15 protein-coding genes and 1 pseudogene are annotated in these 14,243 nt (G+C 70.9%); 9 read left to right on the top strand and 7 right to left on the bottom strand.

Annotated elements, in window-relative coordinates; all coding sequences use genetic code 11:
- Window positions 1-4 precede the first annotated feature (4 nt).
- Window positions 5-526 carry an opioid growth factor receptor-related protein gene (locus ABD999_RS05560; protein WP_271275827.1) on the top strand — a complete coding sequence of 174 codons (522 nt, stop codon included), beginning with the start codon at window positions 5-7 and terminating at the stop codon, window positions 524-526.
- 33 nt (window positions 527-559) lie between these two features.
- Here ABD999_RS05560 and ABD999_RS05555 read toward each other — a convergent pair whose 3' ends face one another.
- Window positions 560-826, bottom strand: a complete 267-nt coding sequence (locus ABD999_RS05555) for a winged helix-turn-helix domain-containing protein (protein ID WP_271275849.1) — start codon at window positions 824-826, stop codon at window positions 560-562.
- A 153-nt stretch (window positions 827-979) separates the two neighbouring features.
- Here ABD999_RS05555 and ABD999_RS05550 point away from each other — a divergent pair, with 153 nt between their 5' ends.
- Together ABD999_RS05550 and ABD999_RS05545 are read left to right on the top strand one after the other, a co-directional pair.
- On the top strand, window positions 980-1,192 hold the full coding sequence (locus ABD999_RS05550; protein ID WP_271275828.1) for a DUF397 domain-containing protein: 213 nt from the start codon (window positions 980-982) through the stop codon (window positions 1,190-1,192).
- Window positions 1,193-1,380: 188 nt separating this feature from the next.
- Window positions 1,381-1,671 (top strand): hypothetical protein, encoded by a 291-nt coding sequence (locus ABD999_RS05545; RefSeq protein ID WP_271275829.1) that lies wholly within the window; start codon window positions 1,381-1,383, stop codon window positions 1,669-1,671.
- Between the two features lie 396 nt (window positions 1,672-2,067).
- Here ABD999_RS05545 and ABD999_RS05540 read toward each other — a convergent pair whose 3' ends face one another.
- Window positions 2,068-3,243, bottom strand: a complete 1,176-nt coding sequence (locus ABD999_RS05540) for an esterase-like activity of phytase family protein (RefSeq protein ID WP_271275830.1) — start codon at window positions 3,241-3,243, stop codon at window positions 2,068-2,070.
- Between the two features lie 232 nt (window positions 3,244-3,475).
- On the opposite strand from ABD999_RS05540, the gene ABD999_RS05535 reads away from it, so the two are divergent.
- The gene (locus ABD999_RS05535; RefSeq protein ID WP_222708973.1) at window positions 3,476-4,690 is read left to right on the top strand and encodes a P1 family peptidase; all 1,215 of its coding nucleotides are present in this window, start codon (window positions 3,476-3,478) and stop codon (window positions 4,688-4,690) included.
- 46 nt (window positions 4,691-4,736) lie between these two features.
- Here the strand turns inward: ABD999_RS05535 and ABD999_RS05530 are convergent, their stop codons facing one another.
- Window positions 4,737-5,693, bottom strand: a complete 957-nt coding sequence (locus ABD999_RS05530; protein ID WP_148032167.1) for a LysR family transcriptional regulator — start codon at window positions 5,691-5,693, stop codon at window positions 4,737-4,739.
- A 229-nt stretch (window positions 5,694-5,922) separates the two neighbouring features.
- Here ABD999_RS05530 and ABD999_RS05525 point away from each other — a divergent pair, with 229 nt between their 5' ends.
- Window positions 5,923-7,239 carry a M64 family metallopeptidase gene (locus tag ABD999_RS05525; RefSeq protein WP_271275831.1) on the top strand — a complete coding sequence of 439 codons (1,317 nt, stop codon included), beginning with the start codon at window positions 5,923-5,925 and terminating at the stop codon, window positions 7,237-7,239.
- A gap of 55 nt (window positions 7,240-7,294) precedes the next feature.
- A complete protein-coding gene (locus ABD999_RS05520; RefSeq protein WP_271275832.1) occupies window positions 7,295-8,365 on the top strand; it encodes an ADP-ribosylglycohydrolase family protein in 1,071 nt (356 codons plus the stop codon).
- Here ABD999_RS05520 and ABD999_RS05515 read toward each other — a convergent pair.
- A complete protein-coding gene (locus tag ABD999_RS05515) occupies window positions 8,362-9,114 on the bottom strand; it encodes an NUDIX hydrolase (protein WP_333485693.1) in 753 nt (250 codons plus the stop codon). The two genes, ABD999_RS05520 and ABD999_RS05515, sit on opposite strands and share 4 nt — an antisense overlap.
- A gap of 29 nt (window positions 9,115-9,143) precedes the next feature.
- Between ABD999_RS05515 and ABD999_RS43860 the strand changes: the two are divergent.
- Window positions 9,144-9,473, top strand: a pseudogene (locus ABD999_RS43860) (O-methyltransferase); the annotation flags it as partial.
- Between the two features lie 93 nt (window positions 9,474-9,566).
- On the opposite strand, the gene ABD999_RS05510 reads toward ABD999_RS43860, so the two are convergent.
- On the bottom strand, window positions 9,567-10,559 hold the full coding sequence (locus ABD999_RS05510) for a glycoside hydrolase family protein (protein ID WP_148032164.1): 993 nt from the start codon (window positions 10,557-10,559) through the stop codon (window positions 9,567-9,569).
- 195 nt (window positions 10,560-10,754) lie between these two features.
- Between ABD999_RS05510 and ABD999_RS05505 the strand changes: the two genes are divergently transcribed.
- Window positions 10,755-11,495 (top strand): sugar phosphate isomerase/epimerase family protein, encoded by a 741-nt coding sequence (locus ABD999_RS05505; RefSeq protein ID WP_271275833.1) that lies wholly within the window; start codon window positions 10,755-10,757, stop codon window positions 11,493-11,495.
- Window positions 11,496-11,579: 84 nt separating this feature from the next.
- Complete coding sequence (locus tag ABD999_RS05500; RefSeq protein ID WP_271275834.1) at window positions 11,580-12,392, top strand: MerR family transcriptional regulator; 813 nt, start codon at window positions 11,580-11,582, stop codon at window positions 12,390-12,392.
- Window positions 12,393-12,492: 100 nt separating this feature from the next.
- Here ABD999_RS05500 and ABD999_RS05495 read toward each other — a convergent pair whose 3' ends face one another.
- Window positions 12,493-13,233, bottom strand: coding sequence for an SDR family NAD(P)-dependent oxidoreductase (locus tag ABD999_RS05495; protein ID WP_271275851.1), 741 nt, complete (start codon window positions 13,231-13,233; stop codon window positions 12,493-12,495).
- Window positions 13,230-14,207, bottom strand: a complete 978-nt coding sequence (locus tag ABD999_RS05490; protein ID WP_271275835.1) for an aldo/keto reductase — start codon at window positions 14,205-14,207, stop codon at window positions 13,230-13,232. Before ABD999_RS05490 ends, ABD999_RS05495 begins: the two co-directional genes overlap by 4 nt.
- Between the last annotated feature and the right edge of the window lie 36 nt (window positions 14,208-14,243).

The following is a 14,243-nucleotide window of genomic DNA, read 5'->3' as shown; positions in this document are numbered from 1 at the left end:
GCCTATGAAAACCAGCGCTGTCGTCGCCTTCTACCGGCAGATCGGCACCGATGACCGCGGACGTTCGCTTGATGATGTCCGCAGCCAGGACTTCCTTGCCCTGGAAGCGGTCCACGACTACATCCAGTGGCTTTTCCCGCTACCAGAGCCCAGTATGGCGAATCACAACGCACCAGTCCTCAACGAGAACGACATCGAGGCGTTCAGGTCCGATCGCGGCCTTCAGGACGAGCTGACGGAATCCTTGCTCCGGATGCTCGCCTTCTATGGCTTGAGGCTCGACGGTCCCTTCGAGTCGCCTCGGGTCTCACCCGGTGGTGACTTCTCCGACCGAGCCTCTGTATGGCTCACCCCGTACAACCACAATTTCTTGCGTATCAGCAGGATCCTGCGTTCGCTCACCGTTCTTGGTCTTGAGAAGCACGCTCAAGCGCTCCTGGCTTGTCTGGAGGAGATATATCAGGAGTATGCCGATGTCATCGGTGCGACGAGCGTCCGCTACTGGCGCAACGCCGTGGTCAAGTGACAGGTGCCAAGCGGGGTAACCAGTGCTTGAATATCAGTCCGTTGTGCCTGCCCTTCGCATGACCACGGATCCTCTGCCGGGCTTCGTGATGATCAGCCCGCGCTCGCGGAGGATTTCGAACGCCTTGCGAATGGTGGTGCGTCCCGTACCGAAATATCCCTGGAGCTGAATTTCGGAGAGCACGGTTCGTGGAGGATATTCTCCCGCTTCGATCCGTTGCTGGATCCAGTCCGCGATCTGCTCGTACCGATAGAACTCCGGATTCCAGTCGTCTTCAGTCCACGGCGTATCAGGCAACATCACGGCCGAACCCTAAACCGTCACTGACTTCCATAGCTAGACCAAACAGTATAGGTCGGGCTTGGACTAGCCATGAATAGGCCGGTACAGGTAGCGTTCGTGGGCCAGAACGGAGCCCGACCCTGAGGGCTCGGACGAAAGGAAGACCACGCAATGGATCTGTATGGCTGTCACCTCGAAGGGGTGTCGTTCAGCCGGGCCTGTGGCGGCAACCAGCAGGAGGAGGAGATGGACACCTGTGTCCTGATCGCGCCCATCCCGGGGGAGGAGGACGCTTACGCGGTGCGTGACTCGAAGAACCCGGATGCCGGGACGCTCCGGTTCACCGGTGACGAGCTTCGCGCCGCCGGCCTGTCCACTCTGTAGGCATCACCCGCGTCGACGGCGGTCCCTGCCTGATCACAGCAAGCAGGGGCCGCCGCCCCCAACCGTACCCGGAGCGCCTCACCATGCATTGGCACGCCTACCAGTGGACCGGCCCGGGATCGGAACGTGCGAACGAGGCCGGTCGCCGCCCCACCTCGCCGGACTTTCCCGCGTCGCTCCTCCCTCCGATGCGGACCGGCGACTGGCTGCTCAAACCCCCATCACGGATCGCGGCCACCTTCGACCAGGTCGGCCCCGCCGTGGCCTGGCTGGCTGAGGAGTACGGCAGGACCTGCACCGCGCTGCTGTGGCCCGACCGCATCCCGATGAAAGATCGGTTGCAGTCCGCCCGCGACCTGTTGCCCCGCGGGGTGGACGTGCAATGGGGTGAGTGGTTGCACGGCGGCCGGTTCGCCACGATCGGCATGATCTGCTGCCCGAACCGGCATGTCCCGCACCAGTGCCCGGGGTCTGCTTGAAGCAGCCACTACGGCGACATGCTTATCCGGGGCCACGGCCCCCCGGAAGGCGCGTTCATCACGAACGTGCCTTCTGTTTTGGCCCCGGCAGGCAAGCCTCCGCACACCGTCTCGGTGCCGAGCACAACCTCGTGGTCGTTGCCGTCCTCATGGGTAACCGAGGGCAGATCATGGAGGTCAGCCCTCAGGCCGAACCGGCGGCACCGCGCAGGGGGAGCGTCAGTGGTTCGAGCGGGGCGACGGCTCACTGCTGCCGGTCTCCCGGATGGCCACCACCTGCCGGATCGGCGGAGGGCCGGAAGAGGGCTCTTCCACGAGGTCGGCTCCACCGTGCACGCCGAGGAGGCGACGTGCCCGTGCCCCTCCCAGGGCGGGAGGGGCACGGGCACATGAGGGTCAGCGGGTGGCGTGCAGCGGGCGCGGCAGCTTGATGGTGATGAACTCGTTGTCGTCCGGCTTGCCGGGCGTGCGGCCGGTGGAGAACGGGAAGTTGTTGTCGTTGGCGACGATCAGGGTGCGGTCGTCGAGGATGGCCACGTCCTCGATCGTCTCGAACGGGAAGCGGAACGTCCTGCCGAAGCCGCCGAGGCCCTTGGGGTTGGCGATGTCGAGCAGGTCGGCGACGAGCGTCTTGTCCATGGCGCCGTCGTGGTTCCGGTCGCGGACGTCGGCCAGGTAGATCTTCTTGGTCCTGGCCGCGTCGCCCTGGGCGCCGTCACGCTCGATGATCAGGAACCGGTTCCGGTCCACGACGACCGCGTCGCCGATGGCGTGGCCGGGGGCGTCCAGCGGGTAGGTCCAGCGCTTGCCGGTGTAGGCCCGCTCGCGCACGTCGAACTCGTACATGCGCAGGGTGCCGGCCGGGTCGCCGCTGACGGTGCCCTCCAGCAGCGGGTAGAGCCGCTTGCCGTCGAGCGAGCGCGCCATGCCCTCGAAGCCCTTGCTGCGGCCCAGGTTCGGCTCGGCGCCGTTCAGGAACGGGTTCTCCGGCGCCTGGACGCCGGGCAGGGGGATGGGCGCTTCGAGCAGTCTGCCCGTCGAGGAGAAGTGCAGCAGGAACGGGCCGAACTCGTCGCCGATCCAGTAGGTGCCGTCGGTGGCGCGCACGATCGACTCCACGTCGAAGTCGGCGCCGGTCAGCCGGCGGTCCTCCCTGGTGATGGGGAACGTGATGTGCCGGTCGGGGTCGGCGAGGTCGAACCCGCCGAGCACCTTCACCGTGCCGCCCCGCAGGTCGGGCTCGACCCGGTGCACCCGCAGCAGGAAGTCCGCGCTGTTGCCCTTACTGCCGAAGCCGTTGTCGGACAGCATCTCGTAGACGCCGCCGCCCCGGGGCACGATGCCGCTGAAGCCCTGCACGGGCTGGCCGGCGAAGGGCGGGGTGAGGCCGTTGACCGGGTCGGGGCCGAGCTGGGTGCCCGAGGTCTCGCTGTTCGGTACGAAAGTCTCGGCGGGCAGCGAGGCGAACCCGGTGAGGGTGGCCCGGCCGGGGGCGGCGGGCTTGGCCGCGGCGGGCGCGGCGAGGCCGGTGACCAGCGTGGCGACACCGAGGGCGAGCAGTGCACGTTTCATGTCGGGCACGCTAGGGAGGCCGTGTTAATCGACGCCCAACGTCGGACGTCCTTCCGGCAGGGGGCCGGCGAACTCACGCGATCGCGGACGTACTGGCGAAAACGCCGACTATAGCTACAAATCGGCACACTACGATCTTTACCTTTGCTGGTCCGACCAGTAGCCTCAGTGCACTCAGTAGCGCGCGCACTCCCCGACGTCCCTTCCCGCCCCCCACTGGAATGAGGGATCCATGAAGCCACGCCTCGTCGCACTGCTGGCCGGAGCACTGATGCTCACCGTCCCCGGAAGCGCGTCCGCGCAGGCCGCCACCGCCGCGAACACCCCCGGGCTGCCCGGCCCCGACAACGCGATCACCGACGTGCCCGGCATCAAGGTCGGGCAGGTCCAGTCGGCCAGGGCGCCCTACCTGACCGGCACCACCGTGATCTACACCCCGACGATGTCCGTGGCCGGCGTCGACCAGCGCGGCGGCGCCCCCGCCACGAAGGAGACGGACCTGCTCGACCCGCTCAACTCCAACCCCGGCGTGAACGCGGTGATGCTCGGCGGCAGCAGCATGTACGGGCTGGCCGCCACCGACGGCGTCATCCGCTGGCTGGAGGAGCGCGGCGAGGGCGTCAGGGTCGGCTCGGGAGTCGCGCCGATCGTCCCCGCCGCCGACATCTTCGACCTCGGCCGTGGCGGCGACTTCAAGGCCCGCACCACGCCCGAGTGGGGCTACCTCGCCGCGCAGGCCGCCAAGGAAGGGCCGGTACGTCAGGGCGTCGCCGGCGGCGGCACCGGTGCCCGCGCGGGCGGGCTGAAGGGCGGTGTCGGCACCGCCAGCATGACCCTCAGCGACGGCACCGTGGTCGGCGCCATCGTGGTGGTGAACTCGGCCGGTTCGCCGGTCGACCCGCGTGACTGCTCGCTGTTCGCGGCCCGGTACGAGGTGGCGGGCGAGTTCCGCGGCCTGGAGACGCCGAAGGCCAAGGAGTGCCGGCCGGAAGCCAAGGCCGACGCCCCGTCGCTGAACACCACGATCGCCGTGGTCGCCACGAACGCGCCGCTGGAGAAGGCCGCCGCCGCGCGGATGGCCGGCAACTCCCAGGACGGTCTGGCCCGCGCGATCAGCCCGATCCACACGCTGGGCGACGGCGACACGATCTTCGGCATGTCGACCGGCACCGGCACCCCGCTGCGGGTCAACAACCCGGCCGACTCGCGCCGGCTCAACGAGATCTTCAACGCCGCCACCGACACGCTGACCCGGGCCACCGGCCACGCGATGCTGAACGCCACGTCAGTCGGCACGACCCAGAGCTACTGCGACCGCTATCCGTCCGCCTGCAAGAAGGTGAAGCCGCTGCCGCAGAACAAGCAGGGCGAGGCGCCTGAGGTGACCAGGGACTCGCTGGCCGCCGCCGCGGAGAAGGTGCGCGAGGTGGCCCCGCTGCCCCAGTAGCACCGCATCGGGCCGCTTCCCCGCACGTGCCGGGGGAGCGGCCCGCTCAGTGTCGCGGATCACCTCCGAAGTGACGTCGTGCCTGCCAGGCGCTGTAGACCGGGTGGGCGGCCAGCGCCTCCTGGTGGGCCTGCGTGGCGAGGGCGACCAGTTCGCCCGCCCGGTCGGCGAGCGCGCCGTCGAGGCGCCAGGCGACGAGGTGCCTCATCCACAGCGGGGCGCCGGCAAGCGGGCGGACCACGATGCCGTCGCCGGGCGGGAACGTGGCCTGGCACGGCGTGACGGCCTGCCCCGCGGCGACGAGCAGCCGGATCATCGGCGCCTCGATCATGATGTGCGGCACCCGAGGTTCGAAGCCGGCGTCCCGGCACGCCGTGACGAAGCACTCGGGCCAGCCCGCCCCGTCAGGAGGCGACAGGACCCAGTCGTCGTCGGCCAGCCGGGCGAGGGGCACCTCTTCGAGTGACGCGAGAGGGTGGCCGGCGGCCATCGCGACGAAGACGGGCTCCATGGCGATGGGGCGCACGCCTATCGCGGCGGGCACGGCGAGTTCGTGGCCGGGGTAGTCGACGAGCGTGGCCGCGTCCAGCCGCTTGGAGGCGAGCAGGTCCATGAGCAGGCGGGGCGAGTGCTCGGTGTGCACGGTGATCGGCGTGCCCGGCGTCCCGAACAGCCTGCGCAGCAGGCCGCCGAGCACCGGGTTGGCGTAGCCGCCCATCCGGGCGACGCGCGGCCGGTCCGGGGCGGGCGTGGTGTCCGTCATCAGCTCGTCCACGATCTGGAGCGCCGCTCTGGCCCGGATCAGCACGAACCGGCCGAAGGGGGTCGGGGTCATGCCCAGCCGGCCGCGCCGGTAGATCTGCCCGCCGAGCGTGGCCTCGATCCGCCGCAACTGGGCGGTGAGAGCGGGCTGCGAGACGCCCAGGACGACCGCCGCCTTGCTGAGACTGCCCGCGTTCGCGATCTCGCACAACGTGCGAAGGTGCCGCAACTCCAGCTGCATGCGGCAAATCTAGTACGACATAACCCTAGGGTGATCGGGCGCGCGTGGGTGCCCGTACCCACGAGGAGGGCCATCCCGAAAGGGGATAACTCCTGGGTTATGTGGCGTGCCGACCTGCGGCCCGTCGGACGCCCTCCGCCGCCGGCCCGGATCGACACCGCAGCGTTATTGCCCCATGAACGCGCAGCCGCGAACAATCTGCGCCATATCGCTGTCGATGGAGACAAATATGCGCAAACTTGGCTTGGTCGTGGGGGGCGTACTCCTCGCGACGTGTTTCTCGGTCCCGCCCGCGACCGCGTCCGATGACCACAAGGTGGAGATCTTCGACGAGAGCGGGCCGCGGGGCTACACCGACGTGCCGGGCGAGATCGGCCCGCGGGCGAGGTCCCGGCAGGCGCCGTCCGCCACCGTGACGCCCATCGAGGTGAACGGCCCCAGCGACAAGCGCATCGACCTGGTCTACCTGGGCGACGGCTTCACCGAGTCCGAGATGGACCTCTACACCTCCCAGGTGGAGACCAGCTGGAACCTGCTGGCCGAGCGCGAGCCGTTCAAGAGCTACCGGAAGCTGTTCAACGTCTGGCAGGTCAACGTCGTCTCCAACGAGTCCGGCTCCGACAACGACCCCGCCGAAGGGATCGAGAAGGACACCGCGCTCCACAGCACCTACTACTGCGACGGGCTGGCACGCCTGGTCTGCGTCGACGTGCCCGCCGCCGAGTCCTACGCCGCCCTGGCGCCCGCCTTCGACCAGATCGCCGTGGTCGTCAACAGCGGCACGTACGGCGGAGCCGGCTACATCGAGGAGGACCTGGTCACCTTCTCCGGCGGACACGTCTCCGGCCCGGAGATCCTTCCCCACGAGCTCGGCCACTCCCTCGGCGACCTCGCCGACGAGTACCCGTACTGGGCCTATCCCGACGACGGCAGCGTCTACACCGGCGAGGAGCCGCCGGACGCCAACGTCTCCGTCCACGACGCCGGAGAGCAGACCGCGCGGCGGACCAAGTGGTGGCGCTGGCTCGGGGCCGAGACCCCCGACGGCGGCGTCATCGGCGCCTTCGAAGGCGCCTACTACCACAATCTCGGCATCCACCGGCCCAGCGACGACTCGCTGATGCGCACCCTGCGCAAGCCCTTCAACTCGGTCGGCCGCGAGGAGATGACCCGCAAGTTCTACGAGCTGACCGGCATCGTCGACGCCGCCACCCCGCCGAGCGACAGGCCGATCCGCAAGTCGGCCACCCTGACCGTCACCCACGTCGACATCCCGACCGTGTCCACCCGGTGGTTCGTCAACGGGCACGAGATCGCGGAGTGGGCCGGCCTGGCCTCCGTGCAGGCCGGCGAGCACAAGCCGCCCAAGCAGCGCGGCAAGCCCGAGGCTCCGTGGTGCGGGCGCAAGGACCTGCGGTCGAAGCACTCGTGCACCTATACCGTCGTCGTCTCCGACTCCACCGGCTTCATCCGCGATCCCGCGTACCGCGAGAACGCCCTCACCTCCACGATCACCTGGACGTTCGGCCACGCGCACGCCCACTGACAGGGCCGCGCCCATCCATCCCGTACGCGACAAGGCCGGGCATAAGGTGTGGGCCATGGCGGAAGTGACGTACCGCAGCCGGGTCCGCGGATGCGTGCTGGGCGGGGCGATCGGCGACGCGCTCGGCGGGGCGATCGAGTTCGAGTCCATCGCGGGCATCCGCGCCCGTCACGGGCAGGCCGGGGTCACCGGCATGGTGACCGACGGGATCGGCCGCGCGGGGCTGATCACCGACGACACCCAGATGACGCTCTTCACGCTGGAAGGGCTGATCAGGGCCGAGCTGAGGGCCGCCACCCGGGGGTTCGCGGACACCGCGGAGGTGGTCCGGTCCGCCTACCTGCGCTGGCTCGACACCCAGCGGCACGACGCCCCGCCCCCGCCCGGCGACCCGCACCACCGTACGGGCTGGCTGCGCGAGCAGCGGTGGCTGTACGCGCGGCGGGCGCCCGGCAACGCGTGCCTGTCGGGGCTGCGCGCGCGGCCCGGCCGGGACGGGCCCCTGGGAGAGCCGGGGCCGGTCAACCGCGACTCCAAGGGCTGCGGCACCGTCATGCGGTCGGCGCCGTTCGGGCTTCTCGGGGGCTCCGCGCGGGAGGCGTTCGAGCTGGCCGCCGCCTGCGCGCGGATCACCCACGGCCACCCCACCGGCTACTACGCGGCCGGCGCCTTCGCCGCCCTCGTCCACTTCGTGGCCGAGGATCTGACCCTGTACGAGGCGGTCCACGAGACGCTCCGCCTGCTGGCCACGTACCCCGGGCACGAGGAGACCAGCGTCGCCCTGCGGGCGGCGGACGAGCTGGCAGGAAAGGGCGAGCCGAGCCCGGAGCGGGTGGAGAGCCTCGGCGGGGGATGGGTGGCCGAGGAGGCGCTGGCCATCGCCGTCTACTGCGCGCTCACGCGCGAGAAGGACTTCGCCGCGGCGCTGCTGCTGGCCGTCAACCACTCCGGCGACAGCGACTCCACCGGCTCCATGACCGGCAATCTTCTCGGCGCCGTGCGCGGCGAGGACGCCCTGCCGGTCGCCTGGCTGTATCTGCTGGAAGGCCGCGAGACCATCACCGAACTGGCCGACGACTTCGCCGGCCGCGGGCGCGCCGACCCGGCCAAGTATCCGCCGGGCTAGAACCCGTACAGGCCGAAAGCCTCACCGCGCCCGATGCCGCGCAGCGCCTCGGCCGGGTAGCCGACCGTGTCCTGCGGCAGCCGGTCCAGCGGGAACCAGCCGAGCTCGGAGCACTTGTCCGGCTCGGCGTTGTACGGCTCGCCCGCCCACCTCTCCGCGACGAAGAAGATCCCCACCCGATCCGGCGCCCGGTGCATCACGTGCGCGAAGACCAGGTCGGCGGGGTCGACGCGGACGCCCACCTCCTCGCGGGCCTCCCGCGCCGCCGCCTCCGTCGCCGACTCGCCCGCCTCCAGGTGGCCGCTCGGGAGGTGCCACAGCCCGTCGGCGTACCCGGTGCCGGATCGGCGCCCCATCAGCACCTCGCCGTCGCGGACCAGCAGGACGTGCACGTCCACGATCGCCCGGAACCGGTCCCGGGCGGCGCGCCGGTCGATGTCCTGGATCCACTTGACCGCCACGGCCGCCACCTGCGTCAGCTCCGCCCGCAACCGGTCGGGGTCCTCCTCGGCGAACGCCTCCAGCACCTCCTCCACCAGCACGTGCCGCCAAGTCAGCCGCCCCTCGCGGGACGCCTCCCCGGTCTCCCGCTTCGCCCGCTCAGCCTCGTCGCCGTGCTGCGGGCCGGTGCCGTCGGTGAGGCCCTCCTGGACGCCCCACCGCCGATCCTGCGCCACCCGCTCGTCCGCCACCGCCCGCAGCACCCTGCCGAGCGAACCGGGCAGACCGTAGTCGCCGTCGATCGTCATGGGTCGGCAGCATAGGGAATCCTGTGCTCATGGAGGATCTCGTACGGCGGGCCACCGAGCGGGCCGGGTTCGCGTACTCGTGCGACCCGGGTGTCGGACGGCTCCTCGCCGTGCTCGCCGCGGGGCTGCCGGCGCGGGCGCGGGTGCTGGAGATCGGGACCGGGACGGGAGTGGGGACGGCCTGGCTCGTGTCCGGGCTGACGCCGCGCACGGACGTCACCGTCACCACCATCGAGCGCGACGCCGGGCGCGCCGGGCTCGCGCGGCAGGGGGAGTGGCCGGGGTTCGTGGAGTTCCGCACGGGCGACGCGCTGGAGATGCTGTCCGCGCTCGGGCCGTTCGACCTGATCTTCGCGGACTCGCCGGCCGGCAAGCACGCGGCGGGCGACGCCCGGCCCCGCCGAACCCGGGAGGGACAGGGCAGGGCTCAGCGGGGCCGAGGGGGTACGGGATCAGGAGGTGGCGCGGGCCACGGCGATCACGGTGGAGCCGCGCTGGCCCGCCTCGTAGAACATGTACGAGACGCCGCCGTCGGTGCCGAAGGCCGGGGCGGCCGAGCGCCGGGAGTCGGGGCCGCCGGTCAGCGGGGTGTGGAAGACGCCGAGGTGCACCTCCCGGTCGAAGGAGTTGCCGACCTCGGTGAGATACATCTTGCCCGAGTTGCCGTGGTAGACGACGTACGTGGTGCCGTTGCGCTTGAGCAGGTGCGGCCCGCTCAGGTCGGTGAGGCCGTCGCCCGCGGGGGAGATAAGCGGGTCAGGGGCGAACTGCCAGCTCACCGCGTCGCCCGACCAGCCCCAGAAGATCTTGCGGTTGCCGCCGTGGTTGCCCATGAACACCATCACGTACCGGGCGCCCCGCGCCGGGATCGCGTGGTCGAAGACCCGCGCGTAGGAGGCCTCCGAGATGCCGGGCACCATCGAGGTGTTCAGCACGACGCCGTGGTAGCTGAAGTCGACCCCGTTGGCCGAGGTGGCGAGCCGGGTCGTGCTGTTCTCGCCGTGGAAGTACAGGTACCAGCGGCGGGAGGCGGCGTGCCAGAGCACGTGCGGTGACGACACGTGGCTGACGTTGAAGTGCGAGCCCCACTGCCGGCTGACGATCGGGTTGGCGTGATACTCGGTGAACGGCCCGGCGAGTGAGTCGCCGTAGGCCAGGCAGATGCCGCCGGGCGCGTCGTGCGGGGCGTAGTAGAGGTAGTACCTGCCGAGCCCGCCCGGCATGCGGTCGTACGTGCCGCGCACGCACGGGAAGATCAGCTCGCCGGTCGGGTTGTAGCGCAGCGCCGAGGTGTTCAGCGACCGGCCGAGGTAGGCGTACGAGGGAAAGCCCGCGGGCCCGGCGGCGGCGGCAGCGGCGGCGGGGGAGGAGAGCGCGGGGAGGGCGACGGCCGTGCCTGCGGCGGCGCGCAGGATCGTGCGGCGGTCGAGGATCGGATCGGACATGCTCTGCCCTTTCGTGATCACACCGGCGGGGGGCCGGTGTGATCACCGAGCATCGGTCAGCGAAAAGCGTCAGTCAACCTGCTAATACGAATTACTTCAGTGTGTGGCGAGCCTCCGGCGGTGGCGCCGCTTCCCGGGATGCCGGCGGCTCCCTAAGATCGATGGACTGGATCATGTAGTAGCAGGGGGTATGTCGTGCTTGTTCCCGCCGTCCAGCTCTACTCCGTACGCGCCGAGATGACCGTGCGGCCGACGACGACTTTGACGTCCCTCGCCGCGATGGGGTACCGGGCCGTGGAGCCCACCTTCGGGCTCCTGGGCGACGACCCGCGCGCCTTTCGCGAGCTGCTGGAGGCGAACGGGCTCACCGCCTGCTCGCTGCACGGGCCGCTGCTGGACGAGCACGCGCCCGCCGTGCTGGAGGCCGCCGCGGCCATCGGCACGGACACGGTGATCATCCCGGCGATCCCGCCGGACGGGTTCTCCGATCGTGCCGCCGTGGAGGAGAGCGCCCGCCTGATCAACGCCGCCGCCGCCCGCGCCGCCGGGGCGGGGCTGCGGCTCGGCTACCACAACCACCACTGGGAGCTGGCGGCGCGGATCGGCGACCGGCACGCCCTTGAGGTGCTCGCCGAACTGCTCGACCCGGACGTCCTGCTGGAGGTGGACCTCTACTGGGCCGTGGTGGGCGGCGCCGACGTGCCCGGCCTCCTGTCCCGGCTCGGCGACCGGGTCACCCACCTGCACGTCAAGGACGGCCCCGGCACCGTCGACGACGCCATGACCGCGGTCGGCTCCGGCACGCTGCCGATCCCGGACATCCTGGCGGCCGCCCCCGCCGACGCCTGGCGGATCGTCGAGCTCGACCGCTGCGACGGCGACATGCTCGAAGCCCTCGCCGCCTCCCGCGCCTATCTCGACGGGCTCGGCGGGTAGTCCACGTTCCGCCGGCTCAGGCCTCGGCATCCGTGCCGCGTTCTTGACCCTCACACCGTGTCAGGCGGTCGACTTGGAGACATCATGTTCACCATCGGAGACTTCGCCAGGCACGGTCGCGTCTCGGTACGGATGCTGCGTCACTACGACGCCACCGGCCTGCTGCGCCCGGCCCACGTCGATCCGGCCACCGGCTACCGCTACTACACGGCCGCCCAGCTGGCCCGCCTCAACCGCGTCATCGCGCTCAAGGACCTCGGCTTCACCCTCCAACAGGTCCGGGCGATCCTGGACGAGAAGGTGACCATCGGGGAACTGCGCGCCATGCTCCGGCTGCGGCGCGCCGACCTGGAGGCGGCGATCACGGCGGCGGCGGCCCGGCTGGCCCAGGTCGAGGCGAGGCTCCGCTCGATCGAGAGCGAGGGGCAGATGCCCAGCAACGATGTCGTACTGAAGAGCCTGCCGAGCGTGCGGGTGGCCGAACTGACCGCGGTGGCACCGGACTTCGACACCGTCGGCCCGGTCATCCAGCCGCTTTACGAGGAGCTGTCCCGGCGCCTGGAGGCGGCGGGCATCGCCCCCTCCGGGCCCGCGGTCGCCTGCTACGAGGACGCGCCGGACGGCGGGATCCTCATCCGAGCGGGCGTCGAGGTCTCCGCGCCCCTCGGCGAGGACGACGGGCTGCGGATCGTGGACCTGCCGCCCGTCGAGCAGGCGGCGACCGTCATGCACCGCGGCTCCATGGAGACCGTCCTGCCCACCGTCCAGACCCTCGGCCGCTGGATCGACGCCAACGGCTACCGCTCCGTCGGCTACCCCCGGGAGATCAACCTGGAGTGTCCCGACAACCACGACGAGTGGGTCACCGAACTCCAGGAACCGGTGAACAAGGTCTGACACGTTACGGCGACACGGCTCCCGGAGAATCTCGCCGGGGGCCGTGATCGGCGATGTCAGAAGTCGAAGATGCCATTCTCCTACCACCCGGCTCCGCCTCTCAGCGCAGGTAGCTTGCGCCGTTCAGGTCGATGATGGTGCCGCTGGCCCACTCCGCCTCCGGCGAGGCCAGGTACACGACGGCGGCGGCGATCTCCTCCGGGCGGGCCACGCGGCCGAACGGGCTCTGGGCGCGGATCTCGTCGCCCCTGGGCGGTTTGAGGTGCTCGTTCGTCATGTCCGTCTCGACGAAGCCCGGCGCGACCGCCGCCACCGCGATGCCCTTCGGCGCCAGGGACACCGCGAGCGACTGGGTGAGCGCGTTCAGGCCCGCCTTGCTGGCGCCGTACGCGGGACTGTCGGGCTCGCCGCGGAAGGCGCCGCGCGAGGAGACGTTGACGATGCGACCGCCCCGCGGCATGTGGGGGAGCGCGCACCAGATCATGTTCGCCGCGCCGGCCAGGTTGAGGTCAAGCGTCCGGCGCCAGGCGGCCTGCCACTCCTCGTAGGTGAGGTCCGTGACCGGGTGGTGCAGGAACACGCCGGCGTTGTTGACCAGCACGTCGATGCCGCCCAGGGCGGTGGCCGCCTCGTCCACGACGCGGCGCACCGCCTCCGGATCGGCCAGGTCCGCCTGGACGACCGTGTGTCCCTCGCCCGGCAGCTCGTCCAGCAGCCCGGAGGCGAGGGCGGGGGAGTCGCGGTGGTGGACCGCCACCCGGTCACCCAGCTCCGCGAACGCCGTCGCGACGGCCCGCCCGATCCCCCGCGACGCCCCGGTGACGAGAACCGCCCGGCTCACCATCGGTCGTGCACCTGCGGACGGATGAGCTCGTCGTACACGTCGCGTACGGACTGGAGGGTCTCCGGCGGGAGGGACGGGAGCGCGGCCGCGGCGGCGTTGGCGGCGGCCTGGGCAGGGTTGCGGGCGCCGGGGATGACGACGGACACGCCGGGCTGGTCGAGGATCCAGCGCAGCGCGAACTGCGCCATCGTCGCCCCCTCGGGCACCAGCGGGGCCAGCCGCCGGACCGCCTCCAGGCCGGTGCGGAAGTCCACGCCGGAGAACGTCTCGCCCACGTCGAACGACTCGCCGTGGCGGTTGAAGGTGCGGTGGTCGTCGGGCGCGAACGTGGTGTTCTCGTCGTACCGGCCCGACAGCAGGCCGCTGGCCAGCGGCACCCGGGCGATGATGCCGACACCCGCCTCGCGGGCCGCGGGCAGCACCCGCTCCAGCGGCTTGAGCCGGAACGCGTTCAGGATGATCTGCACCGTCGCCACGCCCGGCCGGGCGATCGCCGTCAGCGCCTCCTCGCACGTCTCCACGCTCACCCCGTACGCGGCGATCTTCTCCTCCGCGACCAGCGTGTCGAGCGCGTCGAACACCGCGTCGGACGAGTACACCGGCGTGGGCGGGCAGTGCAGCTGCACCAGGTCGACGGTGTCGACGCCGAGGTTGCGGCGGGAGCGCTCGTTCCAGGCGCGGAAGTTCGCCATCACGTAGTTCTCCGGCACCTGGTCCATCCGGCGGCCCATCTTGGTGGCCACCGTGAGGTCCGGGTGGGCCTTGGCGAACCGGCCGACGATCTGCTCGCTGCGGCCGTCGCCGTAGACGTCGGCGGTGTCGATGAACGTCACCCCGTCGCCGACCGCCGCCGAGAGCGTCGCGACCGCGTCGTCCTCGCTCACCTGCCCCCAGTCGGCCCCGAGCTGCCAGGCTCCCAGTCCCACCACACCGACTCGCCGTCCGGTACGTCCCAACACACGCTGTTCCATGGACGGCAACTCTTCCATACCTGGCTTGAGGTCGCC

This window comes from Nonomuraea ferruginea (assembly GCF_039540635.1).
In the GTDB taxonomy this organism is placed as follows: Bacteria; Actinomycetota; Actinomycetes; order Streptosporangiales; family Streptosporangiaceae; genus Nonomuraea; species Nonomuraea ferruginea.
Note: the sequence above shows the minus strand (reverse complement) of the source record. Positions and strands in the feature narration are given on the sequence as shown.

Excerpts from the sequence above, each read along its gene's own strand:
- ABD999_RS05540 (WP_271275830.1), bottom strand. The coding sequence starts at position 3,243 with ATGAAACGTGCACTGCTCGCCCTCGGTGTCGCCACGCTGGTCACCGGC.
- ABD999_RS05500 (WP_271275834.1), top strand. The coding sequence starts at position 11,580 with ATGTTCACCATCGGAGACTTCGCCAGGCACGGTCGCGTCTCGGTACGG.
- ABD999_RS05490 (WP_271275835.1), bottom strand. The coding sequence starts at position 14,207 with ATGGAACAGCGTGTGTTGGGACGTACCGGACGGCGAGTCGGTGTGGTG.
- ABD999_RS05560 (WP_271275827.1), top strand. The coding sequence starts at position 5 with ATGAAAACCAGCGCTGTCGTCGCCTTCTACCGGCAGATCGGCACCGAT.
- ABD999_RS05530 (WP_148032167.1), bottom strand. The coding sequence starts at position 5,693 with ATGCAGCTGGAGTTGCGGCACCTTCGCACGTTGTGCGAGATCGCGAAC.
- ABD999_RS05535 (WP_222708973.1), top strand. The coding sequence starts at position 3,476 with ATGAAGCCACGCCTCGTCGCACTGCTGGCCGGAGCACTGATGCTCACC.
- ABD999_RS05550 (WP_271275828.1), top strand. The coding sequence starts at position 980 with ATGGATCTGTATGGCTGTCACCTCGAAGGGGTGTCGTTCAGCCGGGCC.
- ABD999_RS05555 (WP_271275849.1), bottom strand. The coding sequence starts at position 826 with ATGTTGCCTGATACGCCGTGGACTGAAGACGACTGGAATCCGGAGTTC.
- ABD999_RS05545 (WP_271275829.1), top strand. The coding sequence starts at position 1,381 with ATGCGGACCGGCGACTGGCTGCTCAAACCCCCATCACGGATCGCGGCC.
- ABD999_RS05520 (WP_271275832.1), top strand. The coding sequence starts at position 7,295 with ATGGCGGAAGTGACGTACCGCAGCCGGGTCCGCGGATGCGTGCTGGGC.
- ABD999_RS05525 (WP_271275831.1), top strand. The coding sequence starts at position 5,923 with ATGCGCAAACTTGGCTTGGTCGTGGGGGGCGTACTCCTCGCGACGTGT.
- ABD999_RS05510 (WP_148032164.1), bottom strand. The coding sequence starts at position 10,559 with ATGTCCGATCCGATCCTCGACCGCCGCACGATCCTGCGCGCCGCCGCA.
- ABD999_RS05515 (WP_333485693.1), bottom strand. The coding sequence starts at position 9,114 with ATGACGATCGACGGCGACTACGGTCTGCCCGGTTCGCTCGGCAGGGTG.